General features: G+C 36.4%; 12 protein-coding genes. 8 read left to right on the top strand and 4 right to left on the bottom strand.

The window, feature by feature from the left end; genetic code table 11:
* Window position 1: 1 nt before the first annotated feature.
* Window positions 2-1,294, bottom strand: coding sequence for an aminopeptidase P family protein (locus tag HM987_RS17440; protein WP_179009294.1), 1,293 nt, complete (start codon window positions 1,292-1,294; stop codon window positions 2-4).
* A 288-nt stretch (window positions 1,295-1,582) separates the two neighbouring features.
* Here HM987_RS17440 and HM987_RS17435 point away from each other — a divergent pair, with 288 nt between their 5' ends.
* From HM987_RS17435 to HM987_RS17405, 7 genes are all read left to right on the top strand, one after another.
* A complete protein-coding gene (locus HM987_RS17435) occupies window positions 1,583-4,426 on the top strand; it encodes a WD40/YVTN/BNR-like repeat-containing protein (protein WP_179009293.1) in 2,844 nt (947 codons plus the stop codon).
* A gap of 267 nt (window positions 4,427-4,693) precedes the next feature.
* Window positions 4,694-5,566: a hypothetical protein gene (locus HM987_RS17430; RefSeq protein WP_179009292.1), complete on the top strand. Its 873-nt coding sequence runs from the start codon at window positions 4,694-4,696 to the stop codon at window positions 5,564-5,566.
* A 92-nt stretch (window positions 5,567-5,658) separates the two neighbouring features.
* Window positions 5,659-6,345, top strand: a complete 687-nt coding sequence (locus HM987_RS17425; RefSeq protein ID WP_179009291.1) for a succinate dehydrogenase cytochrome b subunit — start codon at window positions 5,659-5,661, stop codon at window positions 6,343-6,345.
* Between the two features lie 15 nt (window positions 6,346-6,360).
* Complete coding sequence (locus tag HM987_RS17420) at window positions 6,361-8,358, top strand: fumarate reductase/succinate dehydrogenase flavoprotein subunit (protein ID WP_179009290.1); 1,998 nt, start codon at window positions 6,361-6,363, stop codon at window positions 8,356-8,358.
* A gap of 64 nt (window positions 8,359-8,422) precedes the next feature.
* Entirely contained in the window at window positions 8,423-8,782 is a 360-nt protein-coding gene (locus HM987_RS17415; protein WP_179009289.1) for a four helix bundle protein, read from the top strand.
* Between the two features lie 63 nt (window positions 8,783-8,845).
* Window positions 8,846-9,592, top strand: coding sequence for a succinate dehydrogenase/fumarate reductase iron-sulfur subunit (locus HM987_RS17410; RefSeq protein ID WP_179009288.1), 747 nt, complete (start codon window positions 8,846-8,848; stop codon window positions 9,590-9,592).
* An 88-nt stretch (window positions 9,593-9,680) separates the two neighbouring features.
* A complete protein-coding gene (locus HM987_RS17405) occupies window positions 9,681-11,453 on the top strand; it encodes a MutS-related protein (protein ID WP_179009287.1) in 1,773 nt (590 codons plus the stop codon).
* 6 nt (window positions 11,454-11,459) lie between these two features.
* Here HM987_RS17405 and HM987_RS17400 read toward each other — a convergent pair whose 3' ends face one another.
* The 3 genes from HM987_RS17400 to rplU form a co-directional block, all read right to left on the bottom strand.
* Window positions 11,460-12,185, bottom strand: coding sequence for a GldM family protein (locus HM987_RS17400; RefSeq protein WP_179009286.1), 726 nt, complete (start codon window positions 12,183-12,185; stop codon window positions 11,460-11,462).
* 215 nt (window positions 12,186-12,400) lie between these two features.
* On the bottom strand, window positions 12,401-12,661 hold the full coding sequence (rpmA, locus tag HM987_RS17395) for a 50S ribosomal protein L27 (RefSeq protein ID WP_013869859.1): 261 nt from the start codon (window positions 12,659-12,661) through the stop codon (window positions 12,401-12,403).
* 66 nt (window positions 12,662-12,727) lie between these two features.
* Entirely contained in the window at window positions 12,728-13,414 is a 687-nt protein-coding gene (gene rplU, locus HM987_RS17390) for a 50S ribosomal protein L21 (protein WP_179009285.1), read from the bottom strand.
* A gap of 321 nt (window positions 13,415-13,735) precedes the next feature.
* Between rplU and HM987_RS17385 the strand changes: the two genes are divergently transcribed.
* Window positions 13,736-15,055, top strand: a complete 1,320-nt coding sequence (locus tag HM987_RS17385; protein WP_179009284.1) for a M16 family metallopeptidase — start codon at window positions 13,736-13,738, stop codon at window positions 15,053-15,055.
* Window position 15,056: the final 1 nt, after the last annotated feature.

Genomic DNA, 15,056 nt, shown 5'->3' with positions numbered 1-15,056 from the left:
TCTAACCATTCATAATCTCCTCAATCTCATCAGCCTCAATAGGAATATGACGCATCAAATTAAACGGTTCACCGTCTTCCTGTATCACTACATCATCTTCCAAACGGATGCCAAAACCTTCCTCTGGAATATAAATACCAGGTTCTACGGTAAAAACCATATTGGTTTTCATAGGCTCGTGAAGTATGCCGTAATCATGCGTGTCTAATCCCATATGGTGTGAGGTGCCATGCATAAAATACTTTTTGTAGGCTGGCCAATCTTTGTCTTCATTTTGTACATCGGCTTTGTCCAATAAACCAAGACCTATTAATTCTGAAGTCATTAACTTGCCAACTTCCACATGGTAATCGGCCCAAATAGCGCCTGGAAACAATAGTTTTGTGGCTTCGTTTTTTACACGATTCACGGCGTTATAAACCTCTTTTTGGCGTTTGGTAAATTGACCCGAAACAGGAATGGTTCTACTCATATCGCTGGCATAGTTGGCGTATTCTGCACCAACATCCAAAAGAATTAAATCACCAGCTTTACATTGCTGGTTGTTTTCAATATAATGCAGCACATTGGCATTGTTACCGGAAGCGACAATTGGTGTGTATGCAAATCCTCTTGAGCGGTTGTTTAAAAACTCGTGCATAAACTCGGCTTCAATATTATATTCCCAAATGCCTGGTTTTACAAAGTTTAGAATTCTCCGAAATCCTTTTTCCGTGATATTACAAGCTTCTTGTATAAGGTCGAGTTCCAAAGGATCTTTTACCGAACGTAAACGTTGCAAAATAGGATTGCTTTTTTCCACTTTATGCGCTGGGAATTGCGCTTTTATCTTTTTATTAAAACGTGCTTCACGAGTTTCTGTAGCGACATTGGCACGATAATGTTCATTGGTATTGATGTAAATGGTGTCTGCTTGCGACATGATTTCTTTCATGATTTTATCGAAATCATTAAGCCAATACACCGTTTCAATTCCCGATGTTTCAAGTGCTTTTTCCTTGGTTAGTTTTTCGCCTTCCCAAACTGCAATATGTGCGTTGGTTTCGGTTAAAAATAAAATTTCCCGATGTTTTGGATTCGGACAATCTGGAAAAAGTACCAAAATACTCTCTTCTTGGTCTACACCACTTAAGTAGAATATATTACGGTCTTGTTGAAAAGGCATCGTACTATCGGCACCAATAGGGTAAATGTCATTAGAATTAAATACCGCTAAACTATTTGGCACCATTTGAGCCCTAAAGTTTTTACGGTTTTTTATAAAAAGTTGCTTGTTTATGGGATTGTATTTCATCAGAAAAATTTAGTTTTCAGTTCCCGTGAATTCCGATAACTATCGGAAGGGAATCTCATTAATATTTGATTGTCAGCTTGAGCGCAGTCGAAATGTCTTAAGTGAATAAATTTAATAGCTTTCTACAGTGTTCAAGCTCACATTTGTGTGCTTCTAATTGATAATCCCAAAAATAAACAAACAAAACCGCAAGCAAAAGCCAAAGCACAGAATCTCTTATAAATTAAGAGACTTTTATGACGTTTAATTCTGAAATGATTAATTTAACGGCATTAAAATCCAACCAACATGATTAAATCAAAATTCTTCTTATTCCTATTTTTTATAAGTTCAGTTGTTGCGTTTTCCCAACAACCTGCAACATCTGCAGCAACCATTCAACAGGCTTTGCAACATAAAAAAGAAATGACCGAAACGTCATTGGTCAAAAATGTACCCTTCGAAAATATTGGACCAACTGTTATGAGCGGTCGTGTAGTTGATGTGGATGTGAACCCAGAAATGCCGTCCGAATTTTATGTTGGATATGCGTCTGGAGGCGTTTGGCATACCACTAATAACGGCACGACATTCACACCGATTTTAGATAATGCGCCAACTCAAAATGTTGGCGATATTGCTGTCGATTGGAAAAACAGAACCATTTGGGTTGGGACAGGCGAAAATAATAGTTCACGTTCCAGTTATGCAGGTATTGGCATTTTAAAATCCAAGAATAACGGCAAAACTTGGGAGCAAGTTGGTTTGCCAGACTCGCACCATATTGGTCGTATTCTTATCAACCCTAAAAATCCTGAAGAAGTGATTATTGGAGTGACAGGTCATCTGTATTCGCCAAATGAAGAACGCGGCATTTACAAAACCACGGATGGTGGTAACACTTGGAAGAGAACCTTATTTGTGGATAAGAGTAGTGGTATTATAGACGTACAGCATGCGCCAGATAATTTTAATGTGATGTTCGCTTCGTCTTGGACAAGAGATCGAAAAGCCTGGAATTTTTCAGGAAACGGAACTAATTCAGCCATTTTTAAAAGTACCGATGGCGGAGAGACATGGGAAAAGGTTTCCACCGAGAAAAGCGGATTCCCAACAGGCGAAGGTGTTGGTAGAATAGGAATTGCAGTTTTTGACGAAAACACCATTTATGCGTTGCACGATAGTCAATTCCACAGAAAAGAGGAGCCTAAAAAAGGGGAAACTTCAGGATTAACAAAAGATGATTTTAAAACGATGAGTGTCGATGCCTTTATGAAACTTGAAGACAAAGCACTCAACGATTATCTTAAAACTAACGGATTTCAAGAAAAATACAGAGCAGCTAATGTAAAACAATTGGTGAGTAGCGGCTCTGTAAAACCCATTGATTTGGCACATTATTTAGAGGATGCCAATTCTATGATGTTTGATACGCCTGTTATTGGTGCTGAGGTCTATAAAAGTACAGATGGAGGAAAATCTTGGAACAAAACACATGAGGATTATATCGATGGTTTGTACTACAGTTACGGCTATTATTTTGGGGAAATCAGGGTAGATCCACAAGATAAAAATGGTATTTATATTATGGGTGTGCCCATTTTAAAATCGAAAGACGCTGGCAAAACATTTACTTCTATTAGTCGTGAAAATGTGCATGCCGATCATCAGGCACTTTGGATAAATCCTAAAATGCAAGGCCATTTAATCGATGGCAATGATGGTGGACTCAACATGAGCTACGATGATGGTGAAAGCTGGATAAAGCTGAACTCGCCAGCCGTTGGTCAATTTTATGCCATCAACGTCGATAATGAAAAACCATACAATGTTTATGGCGGATTGCAAGATAATGGCGTTTGGGTCGGTGCAAATAATGCTAGGGAAGATAAATTTTGGCACCAAAGCGGACACTACCCTTGGGAAGAGCTAATGGGTGGTGATGGTATGCAAATTGAGATTGATAGTCGTGATTCGAATATCGTTTATACGGGATTTCAATTTGGAAATTATTTCAGAATCAATCGAGAAACCGAAGAATTTAAATACATTCAACCTAAACACACTTTAGGAGAAACACCTTACCGTTTCAATTGGCAAACACCGATTTTGTTGTCGCCACACAATCAAGATATTCTGTATTTGGGAGGGAACAAGTTGATGCGTTCCATGAATAAAGGCGATGATTTTGAGGCGATAAGTGACGATTTAACCAATGGTGGAAAAAAAGGAAACGTGGCATATGGCACATTGACTTCTATTAGCGAAAGCCCTTTTCAATTCGGATTGATTTACACGGGAAGTGATGATGGTGTGGTTAGTGTGACTAAAGATGCAGGAGGAAGCTGGACCACAATTTCAAATACGTTTCCAAAAGATTTATGGGTAAGTAGAGTGATGGCCTCGCAACATAAAAAAGAACGTGTCTATGTGACCTTGAATGGATATCGGTGGGATGATTTTAAAGTCTATGTTTACAGGAGTGACGATTATGGACAAACATGGAAGGACATTAGTTCTAATATTCCAACGTCTCCGGTTAACGTCATAAAGGAAGACACGTCTAATGAAAATGTATTGTATTTAGGAACCGATAATGGCGCCTATGTTTCCTTTAATAGGGGAGCATCATGGCATATATTTTCAAAAGGACTTCCAAATGTGGCTGTTCATGATATCGTGATTCAACCTGAAGCTAAAGATTTAGTATTGGGAACGCACGGCCGAAGTATTTATAAGGCCAATATTGAAGCGCTTCAAATTATAAACGCTGATGAGACTACGAATGATATTACATTTATGGATATCCAACCGATAACACATTCTGGTCAATGGGGAAGTTCTTGGAGTCCTTGGTTTGATGCTTTTGAACCAGAAACCACGATTAGATTTTTCAGTAAGTCTTCGGGAAATAAAACCTTGAAAATACAGTCTGAAGAAGGCGCTGAATTAGTGAAGATGTCTGTAGCTGTTGAAAACGGATTTAATTATGTGGATTATAATTTAGAACTCGATGAAAAAGGAAAGAAGGCTTTAATGAAAGAAGATTCAAGTATTCATTTTAAAGAAACAGGCAATAAGAAATATTATTTGCCAAAAGGCGTTTATACCGTACAAATGGAGGATTCAGAAACGACTTTTGAAATTAAATAATTATAAACCAATGACATTCAATAAAAGACAAAAGACCGCTGCACTGTTAGAATCAACCTGCCTGCTGACAAGGCAGGGAAATTAGACTAAATTCTAACTCAATAAGAAACAGCATTAAAATCATTAAACTCTTTTACTAATTCATGCTTGTCCCGTCAGGGACTTAATTTGGGTAAAATATGAATGTAACATGGTCTAGTGTGCCTTTAGGCACACAATATTTTTAAGGGTTTTTTAAATAAAAATGAAAGTTAAAAATCGTAAAAAATGAAACATCTTAAATCAGTATTAGTATTAGCAATCTTTGGAATGGCTTTCTCTTGTGGAACCGATAATGACGATTCCCAACCACCCTCAGAAGCTAACCTTATTATTAAGTTAAACTTCGACGCCAACCAACAACGCTTAAACAATTTAGGCCAACCCGCTACAATTCCGGATGGGAATGCAGCACAAACGCCAACCATTCAAAAAATGAGTGCCAATTATATTGAGTTTGCACCGACGGCCACAACTCAATTGGGACAAGGTGAAGTCGTATTTGTCGGTGAAGAAACCGATGCAGGTGGCGATATGGCCATTGATTTTCAACAAGCTATTTTCGCTGGAAATGATGACGTATTTTTAAGTATGCCTTTGAATGAAGTTGCTTCGGGTTCTTATGAATGGGTTAGAGTGTCGTTGGCCTATCAAGAAGGCGATATTCAGCTCTTAAATAACGGTTCTGAAATTACAGGAACTTTAGCAAGCTTTGTTGGTTATAATAATTACATCACCTCATTTGATTTAAACGGAAGTGCAATTGCTGTTAATGATGATGTTCTGCAAGGGTTTTGGGCCTTTGAAGCTTTGGGCTTCACAACGCAAGGGCAAGCACCTCCTGGCGCAACCACTGTTCCCAACCCATTGTTCGCAACTTCGCCAGTTCCCCAAGGCTCTTGTGTCGTTACTGGTGAATTTTCCAACGCATTGACCATTACAGGAAATGAAACTGAAGATGTAACCGTAACGCTTTCTTTTTCAGTCAATGATAGTTTTGAATGGACGGAAGTGAATGCAGATGGGAAATACGAACCTTCTGCTGGTGAACAAGTGGTAGATATGGGGCTTAGGGGTTTGATTCCAATGGTTTCTAATTAAATTCATTCTAAATAGTTAATTATACTACAGCGCAGTTGGGAATAACCCAATTGCGCTGTATCTTTGTTGGACTAAAATAAATTAGATTAACAATGAGCGGAATTCTAAATTCTTCGATTGGAAGAAAGTTTGCCATGGCACTTTCGGCACTCTTCCTAATGATTTTTGTACTACAACATTTTGCAATTAACCTACTTTCTGTTTTAAGTCCTGATACCTTTAATGAGGTGTCTTACTTTATGGGAACATTTTGGGTCATTCAATTTGTGATTCAACCTATTTTAATTATCGGTGTTATTTTTCATTTTGTAATGGGATTTGTCTTAGAAATAAGAAATCGAAATGCACGAAAAATTAGTTACGCAAAAAACAACGGTGCTGCAAATTCTACTTGGATGAGTAGAAACATGATTTGGAGTGGCGGATTTATTCTTATCTTCTTAATCATTCACATGATTGATTTTTGGGCGCCTGAAATGAATATCAAATATTTCAAAGGCGATATGACTGGATTGATCGATCCTGATAATGTGGATAGCGGCTTTAGGTTTTACGAGGAACTTGTTCATAAATTTGAACCTATCTGGCGTGTAGCCCTTTACTGCTTAGGCTTCGTGTTTTTATCACTGCACTTACTACATGGCTTTAACTCTGCATTTCAATCGGTTGGAGCAAATAACAAATACACAAAAGGATTGAAAGGATTTGGAAAATTCTATGCAATTGTAATTCCACTGGGATTCATATTCATTGCATTATTTCATCATTTTAATCACTAAAAAAATACATCTAATATGGCTTTAGATTCAAAAGTACCAGAAGGTCCAATTGCAGACAAATGGACGAATTATAAAAATAGTATTGACTTGGTCAATCCTGCCAACAAACGAAATATAGATGTTATTGTGGTTGGTACAGGTTTAGCTGGAGGTTCTGCTGCGGCTACTTTAGCCGAGTTAGGCTATAACGTTAAAGCATTCTGTTTTCAAGATTCTCCAAGACGTGCGCACTCTATTGCGGCACAAGGCGGAATTAATGCAGCGAAAAATTACCAGGGCGATGGCGATTCTACATACCGATTGTTTTATGATACTGTAAAAGGTGGTGATTACCGTTCGCGTGAAGCAAATGTGTACCGTCTTGCTGAGGTATCTGCAAATATTATTGACCAATGCGTGGCACAAGGTGTTCCTTTTGCTCGTGAATATGGTGGTTTATTAGATAACCGTTCTTTTGGTGGTGTTTTGGTATCAAGAACATTTTATGCTGCAGGACAGACGGGACAACAATTGTTGTTGGGCGCCTATTCTGCTATGAACCGTCAGATTGGTCGTGGAAAAATCAAAATGTACAATCGTCACGAAATGTTAGACGTTGTCATTGTTGATGGCAAAGCACGAGGGATTATCACACGAAACTTAATTACTGGAGAAATTGAAAGACATTCAGCGCACGCTGTTGTTCTGGGAACTGGTGGTTACGGAAATGTATTTTTCTTATCAACAAATGCGATGGGAAGTAATGTAACAGCAGCTTGGAAAGCACATAAACGTGGCGCATATTTTGCGAATCCTTGTTATACGCAAATACACCCAACCTGTATTCCTGTTTCTGGAGATCATCAGTCTAAATTAACGTTAATGTCTGAGTCTTTACGTAATGATGGACGTATTTGGGTGCCTAAGCATATGAAAGATGTTGAGGCTATTAAAGCAGGCACATTAAAACCTAAAGATTTAGCAGAAGAAGATCGCGATTATTACTTAGAACGTCGCTATCCAGCCTTCGGAAACTTAGTACCTCGTGATGTGGCTTCGAGAGCCGCAAAAGAGCGTTGCGATGCTGGTTATGGCGTGAATGCAACAGGCGAAGCTGTATTTTTAGATTTTGCTGCTGCCATTGAACGTTATGGTAAAGAAACCGCTCATGTTAGAGGATTAAACGAAAATGATGCTGCTCTTGTTAAGAAGTTAGGACAGGAAGTCATCAAGAATAAATACGGGAACTTATTCCAAATGTATGAGAAGATTGTAGATCAAGATCCATACAATACACCTATGATGATTTATCCCGCAGTTCACTACACCATGGGTGGCGTTTGGGTAGATTATGATTTAATGACTACTGTTCCTGGATTGTATTGTATCGGTGAGGCTAATTTTTCAGATCATGGTGCCAATAGACTTGGAGCTTCGGCATTAATGCAAGGTTTGGCAGATGGCTATTTTGTGTTGCCATACACTATTGGAAATTATTTATCGCATGATATTAGAACAGGACCCATTTCAACTGATTCTAAAGAATTCGAAGATGCTGAAAATGAAGTCAGAAAAAATATTGAGCATTTAATTAATAATAAGGGCACCCATTCTGTTGATTATTTCCATAAACGACTAGGGAAAATAATGTGGAACAAATGTGGAATGGCAAGAAACGCTGAAGATTTAAAATCTGCAATTTCCGAAATATCAGAATTAAGAGCAGAATTTTGGAAGGATGTTAAAGTGCCAGGAACAAATGAGGAATACAATGAAGAATTGGCGAAAGCTGGCCGTGTTGCAGACTTCTTGGAATTAGGAGAGTTGTTTGCCAAAGATGCTTTGCAGCGTGAAGAATCTGCGGGAGGTCATTTCAGGGAAGAGTATCAAACAGCAGAAGGAGAAGCCATGCGTCGCAAAGAGTTTCAATATGTGTCCGCTTGGGAATATAAAGGCGAACCAAAAGATGCTATACTTCATAAAGAAGAATTAGAATACGAGAATATTAAAGTTAAAGAGCGTTCTTATAAGTAGAGAATAGAGAATAGAGAATAGAGAAAAGAGAATAGAGAAAAGAGAATAGAGATATTGAAAATTAATGAGTTTTCGGAAAAGGCATAATTATAAAAATTTGAAAATTTGGCAGCTCGGATTAGAGATTGCTAATAATATTTCGGATGTTTTAATTAATTTTCCAAAACATGAAAGATATGATTTAAGTTCTCAAATGAGTAAATGTTCTGTTTCCATGCCGAGTAACATAGCAGAAGGCTCTGCGAGAACAGATAAATCTTTTTCACATTTTCTTGACATTTCTATAGGATCATCATTTGAGCTTGGTACACAGCTCTTAGTTGCTTTTCATAGAAATTACATTAAGGAAGAAACTTTAAAAATATTAGAATCTAAAAACGAAGAATTTCAAAGAATGACGATGGGTTTTCAAAATGGATTATAAATCTGTTTTCTTTACTCTTCATTCTTTTTTCTCAGAACAATAAGTCTATAAAATCAAAATATTATGAATCTTACACTAAAGATTTGGAGACAAAAAAACAATAACGATAAAGGAAAAATGGTTGATTATAAAATCAGCGATGTGTCACCAGATATGTCTTTTCTTGAAATGTTAGATGTTTTAAATAACGAATTAATAGAAAAAGGGGAAGAGCCAGTAGCTTTCGATCACGATTGTCGCGAAGGTATATGTGGTTCTTGTTCATTGTACATTAACGGAGAGGCGCATGGTCCAGATCGTGGCGTAACAACTTGCCAATTGCATATGCGAATGTTCAATGATGGTGATGTTATTACTATTGAACCATTTAGAGCAACAGCATTTCCTGTCATTAAAGATTTAATCGTTGATAGAACCTCTTTTGATCGCATTCAACATGCAGGAGGATTTATTTCTGTAAATACTTCTGGAAATACCATTGATGCCAATGCAATTCCTGTAAATAAACACGATGCGGATGATGCTTTTGCTGCAGCAACTTGTATTGGTTGTGGTGCTTGTGTAGCTTCTTGTAAAAACTCATCAGCAATGTTATTTGTTGGTGCTAAAGTTTCTCAATTTGCATTATTACCACAAGGTCAAGTAGAAGCGACTGATCGTGTTTTAAATATGGTAAAGCAAATGGACGAAGAAGGTTTTGGTAACTGTACAAATACTGGAGCTTGCGAAGTAGAATGTCCTAAAGGTATTTCTTTAGAGAATATTGCACGTATGAATCGTGAATATTTAGCTGCGACATTGAAAGGTTAATCTCATCTCAACCTTTCCCAATGGGAAGGACAAATAATAATGGAATCCCAAGGTAAAATCTTATCTTGGGATTTTTTAATACAGCATTATGCAAAACCCAAACACGTTTTATAAAGCACAATTACAGTTAAATCAAAGGGAGTCTAAGCGTATATTCAAACAACTCAGTCTTTATAGCCTTCTAAGACTTTCCGTTTTTGTACTTACAGGAATAGGCATTTATTTTACCTATAAAAACTGGCAAATTGCGGCAGGCATTGGTGTCGTTGGTATGGCTATTTTCCTTTTTCTATTATCGCGATACACAGACTTAAAAGCGAAAAGAAACCTACACAAACGTCTGATTGCTATTAACGAAAACGAATTAAACATAGCCAAAGGAGATTTTCACGAACAACCAGATGGGTCGGAATTTCAAAATCCTAAGCATTTCTTTAGTCTGGATATCGATTTGTTTGGAAAAGGGTCTTTTTTTCAATTTATAAATCGAACAGCTATAAATGAAGGTACCGAAACGTTGACCGAAAATTTGCTATCAAATGATATTACCAACATTGAGGAGCGACAACAAGCGATACAAGAATTGGCTGCAATGCCAGAATGGCGACAAAACTATACAGCAGTAGCGCAAGGCGTTGAAATAGAGCATTCCGCAGCTTCAATTATTGCTTGGCTAAAAGGTTACAAGCCGTTTTTGGGAAAAGTGCAGTATGCTTTGACTATTGGGTTTAGTATAGCATCTTTAATTATTATAGGATTAGGAATTATGGAAATTATTCCGATTTCCATGATTGGATATTGGTTATTGTTAGGACTCGGCATTACAGCACTATATTGGAAAAAAATTGATGTTCTAGCACAGCATACAGGAAGAGCAAAAGACACCTTTAGACAATATGCGTTGTTATTAGAAGCTATTGAAACAACAACGTTTAACTCTCAATTATTAAAGGCCAAACAACAATTGATTCAATCTGAAGACCAAAAAGCATCTGAAATATTTTCAAAATTTTCAAAAGCACTCGATGCTCTGGATAATAGAAATAATCTCATTTCATTGGTTCTAGGTAACGGCTATCTGCTTTTAGATCTACGATACAGCTATGCTGTTGAAAAATGGATTTCTAAAAATGCCCATAAAGTGGACGAATGGTTTCATGTGGTCACCTTCTTTGATGCTTTTAATAGCTTTGGAAACTATGGCTTTAATCATCAAAGTTTTACTTATCCAACTCTAACTCACGAACCAGTGACAATTTTGGCTGAAGGTTTAGGACATCCCTTGTTACATCCCGAAAAACGAGTAGACAGTGATTTAAAGTTAGAAGAGGAACAATTCTTTATCGTGACAGGCGCAAACATGGCAGGAAAAAGTACCTTTTTAAGAACCGTTGCACTTCATATTGTTATGGCCAATGTTGGATTGCCTGTGTGTGCAAAAGAGAGCAAGTACAAGCCCATTAAGTTAATTACAAGCATGCGAACCACAGATTCGTTAACTGATGATAGCTCCTATTTCTTTAGTGAATTAACACGATTAAAATTTGTGGTGGATACTATTGAAAATGACAAAAACTATTTCGTAATCCTCGATGAAATTCTAAAAGGCACCAACAGTACTGATAAAGCCATTGGCTCAAGAAAATTTGTGGAAAAGTTAGTGAAACAAAATGCCACAGGAATTATTGCTACGCACGATTTAAGTCTTACAGAAATAGAAACCGAATTAGAAGCTGTTAAAAACTACTATTTTGATGCAGAAATCATAAACGATGAACTATTTTTCGATTACAAATTAAAACAAGGCGTCTGCCAAAACATGAATGCTAGTTTTTTGTTGAAGAAGATGGAGATTGTTTAGATTTGTTTATTCTATAATTTTGATTAAAATTGGAGAAACTCCTTTAAGCCTGTAGCTGCTGCTTCCAGAAATATGAATGTTAATATCGAATATTTGTATTAGATCACCTGGTCTAAGTAGGGTAAATAAATCATTCGCCCAAATATTCATTGTATTACCATCTATTTCTAATGTCCTATAATGAGGCATTTTTATTTTGAATGAAGTTACTACAAAATCCATTTCATGTAGAAAGTCATAGATTTTTGCATCTATTACCGCATTCGTTAGTTCCTCCTTTTTAAATTTTAATTCACAATTAGCACCACAACCAAGTTTGTTAATTGTTCCAATGGGTGCTTTTAAGTCCTTTATCCTCAAAGTTTTTATTTCTGTCAAAGAATCACCATTGTTAAGTTTAGATTTAATTTTAATGTCAATGGTATTACCAGAACCAGGAGCTAAAATATAATTACCTTTTTTATCTTTCTTTTTTAATCCAGGAGCAGACGCTTCAAACCAGATAACATTCGGTTTTGAAATATATATAGGATTGGAAACACCTCTGTAAACTACATTCATCTTTTTAAGCTCTAAAGTCGCTTCAGTTTTTAAGCTGTCCAAAGATTGGAGTTTTTCGATGCGTTCTTTTAAAGCCTTGTTTTCAGATACAAGTTGCGTTTTACTCTGCGAAGATTTACAATTTAGTGCTAGAACAAGAATTAAGATGGGATAGATATTTGCTTTTTTCATTGTTAAGATGGGTTGTTATCTTCTAAACCAAAAGATAGTATAAATTATTGTATGATGAAGGTGTAGAAAAATGTCATTCAGGGCATTGCGAAAAATCTTGAATTAAAAAACATACTATATAAAAGTATAGATTCTTCGCTTCGCTCTGAATGACAGGGAACAAAAAACCCTCTCTGTTTCCAGAAAGGGTTTAAATTGTTTAAGAAAATAATTTCCTAAGCCTCAAAAGGCTCAATAGAAACGTAAGACTTGTTGTCTTTTTTCTTAGTAAATTTCACTAAACCATCAACTTTAGCATGTAAAGTATGGTCTTTTCCTTGGTAAACGTTTTCACCTGGATGGTGCGTGTTACCACGTTGTCTTATGATAATGTTTCCAGCAATAGCAGCTTGTCCACCAAAAATCTTTACGCCTAGACGTTTCGATTCTGATTCTCTACCATTCTTCGAACTACCAACTCCTTTTTTATGAGCCATGATCTTAAGGTTTTTTTATCCTAACGTAAAGTCAGGAACTAGTTTATAATTTAATGCAATTGAAAATTACTTTTCAATTCCACCGTCTAATCTTTCTTGTAATTCTTTTAATTCGTCCCACTTACCATCTGCAGCTAATTTAGCTTGTTTTGGCCAAGTATCGGTAACGATATGTGCTAATCTAGAGCTAGCTTCAGAAAGCACATTGCTTAATTCTTCTGCTTTTGCGTTAGCCACTTTCTCAAAAGTTTCGTATCCAGCGTTTACCAATGCTTCAGCAGCCTTTGGTCCAGCACCTTCAATTTTCTTTAGATCGTCAGCTTTTCCTGTTGCTTTTTTAGCAGCTGGTTTTGCTTTCGGTGCTTCTTTTTTAGCCTCTACTTTTGGTTCAGCTTTTTTAGTTTCCTTTTTCGGAGCAGCTTTTTCAGCTTTCTTTGCTCCTGAAGCAACAATACTTTCGATTACGATTTCAGTTAAAGATTGTCTGTGTCCATTTTTTACACGGTAACCTTTACGTCTTTTCTTTTTGAAAACTATTACTTTATCACCTTTAAGGTGCTTTAAGACTTTTGCACTTACTTGTGCTCCGTCTATAGCTGGGGCGCCTAAAGTTGTTTTGTCACCATCTCCTATTAAAAGAACGTTATCGAAAGAAACGTTTTTACCTTCTTCAGTAGATAAACGGTTAACAAAAACTTTTTGGTCTTTTGCAACTTTAAATTGCTGCCCTGCTATCTCTACAATTGCGTACATAGCGTAACGTTTTTATTAATTTGATTATTAAATAAAATGCTCTCTTCTCAGAAAGCGGACCTGCCTTTCGGGCTAGGCGGGTGCAAATATAATCCTAAATTCTTAATTGACAAACGTTTTAAGTATTTTAGACCTGTTTTGACCTTAAAAATATAACAGTTGAACTATGTAAAGCTGAAATAGAGGTTTACTAAAGTAGAGTTTTCACATATAATTAAGTTAAAAAGACAATTCATTGCTTATTTTTGTAGGGCTTCATGTAACAAATTACATTTAGAAAAGACAAACACTTAAAACAATTTAAATTTAAACAAAACTACAATGAAAAACTATTTACTGGCTTTGGCTTCTTTGTTGTTTATTGGCCATCAGGCCATAGCACAAAAAGTTGAATTTGAGGAATTTGATTTAGACAATGGCTTGCATGTTATTATGCACCAAGACAACACGGCACCAGTTGTTATTACATCTGTGATGTATGATGTTGGTGGAAAAGATGGCGACAGGGAACGTACAGGGTTTGCACACTTTTTTGAGCATCTATTATTTGAAGGCTCAGAAAATATAGGTCGTGGTGAATTCATGAAAATAATTCCTGCAAACGGAGGTACTTTTAATGCCAATACCTCTCAAGATAGAACGTATTATTATGAAATCTTCCCTTCTAACAAATTAGAACTAGGATTGTGGTTAGAGTCAGAGCGTATGTTGCATCCCGTTATTGATCAAGTTGGTGTAGATACGCAGAACGAAGTTGTTAAAGAGGAAAAACGTCAAAGTTATGATAACAGACCTTATGGAGGTCTTTTAAAAACTATTGGCGAGAGCTTATTTAATGTGCATCCCTATAAAGATCAGAATATTGGTCTTATGGAGCATTTAGATGCAGCGACTTTAGAAGAATTCAATGCCTATTTTGATAAATACTATGTGCCTAACAATGCGGTATTAGTGGTGGCAGGTGATATTGATTATGACAAGACAAAAAAATTGGTAAAAGAGTATTTCAGTGCTGTTGAAAAAGGACCTGAGGTCGTGCGCAACTTTCCAAAAGAGGCACCAATTACAGAAACAAAAGAAGTAGTTGCTTACGACAAGAATATTCAAGTACCGGCAATAATAGCTGCTTATCGTTTACCTGGTCAATCGACCAGAGAAGCTTATGTATTGGATATGATTTCTAGCTATTTAAGCGGAGGAAAAAGTTCTGTGTTGTATAAGAAATTAATTGATGAACAAAAACAGGCCTTAACAGTTCAGGCTGTTAATTTGGGTCAAGTAGATTATAATATTTTTGCCTTATTTGCTTTGCCATTAGGGGATGTTAGTTTAGATACCTTATTAGCAGAGATGGATGAAGAAATTGCTAAAATGCAAAATGAATTGATTAGTGAGCGCGATTATCAAAAACTTTTAAATCAGTTTGAAAATGATTTTGTAAGCTCTAATTCTAGTGTAGCAGGAATTGCAGGTTCCCTTGCAACATACTATTTACTATATGGTGATGTAAATATCATTAATAATCAGTTAGAGACCTATAGATCTATTACAAGAGAAGAAATTCAGGATGTGGCTAAGAAATATTTAAGCCCTAATCAACGTGTAGAAATAGAATATCTACCAAAAACAGATGAACAATAAA

It is taken from the genome of Winogradskyella forsetii (assembly GCF_013394595.1).
GTDB lineage: Bacteria > Bacteroidota > Bacteroidia > Flavobacteriales > Flavobacteriaceae > Winogradskyella > Winogradskyella forsetii.
The sequence above is the reverse complement of the archived record's forward strand: the minus strand, read 5'-3'. Positions and strand labels throughout refer to the sequence as shown.

Bases quoted from the DNA above. Each gene is read 5' to 3' on its own strand.
- HM987_RS17385 (WP_179009284.1), top strand. From the start codon at position 13,736: ATGAAAAACTATTTACTGGCTTTGGCTTCTTTGTTGTTTATTGGCCAT.
- HM987_RS17420 (WP_179009290.1), top strand. From the start codon at position 6,361: ATGGCTTTAGATTCAAAAGTACCAGAAGGTCCAATTGCAGACAAATGG.
- HM987_RS17430 (WP_179009292.1), top strand. From the start codon at position 4,694: ATGAAACATCTTAAATCAGTATTAGTATTAGCAATCTTTGGAATGGCT.
- HM987_RS17435 (WP_179009293.1), top strand. From the start codon at position 1,583: ATGATTAAATCAAAATTCTTCTTATTCCTATTTTTTATAAGTTCAGTT.
- HM987_RS17415 (WP_179009289.1), top strand. From the start codon at position 8,423: ATGAGTTTTCGGAAAAGGCATAATTATAAAAATTTGAAAATTTGGCAG.
- rplU (WP_179009285.1), bottom strand. From the start codon at position 13,414: ATGTACGCAATTGTAGAGATAGCAGGGCAGCAATTTAAAGTTGCAAAA.
- rpmA (WP_013869859.1), bottom strand. From the start codon at position 12,661: ATGGCTCATAAAAAAGGAGTTGGTAGTTCGAAGAATGGTAGAGAATCA.
- HM987_RS17405 (WP_179009287.1), top strand. From the start codon at position 9,681: ATGCAAAACCCAAACACGTTTTATAAAGCACAATTACAGTTAAATCAA.
- HM987_RS17400 (WP_179009286.1), bottom strand. From the start codon at position 12,185: ATGAAAAAAGCAAATATCTATCCCATCTTAATTCTTGTTCTAGCACTA.
- HM987_RS17440 (WP_179009294.1), bottom strand. From the start codon at position 1,294: ATGAAATACAATCCCATAAACAAGCAACTTTTTATAAAAAACCGTAAA.
- HM987_RS17425 (WP_179009291.1), top strand. From the start codon at position 5,659: ATGAGCGGAATTCTAAATTCTTCGATTGGAAGAAAGTTTGCCATGGCA.
- HM987_RS17410 (WP_179009288.1), top strand. From the start codon at position 8,846: ATGAATCTTACACTAAAGATTTGGAGACAAAAAAACAATAACGATAAA.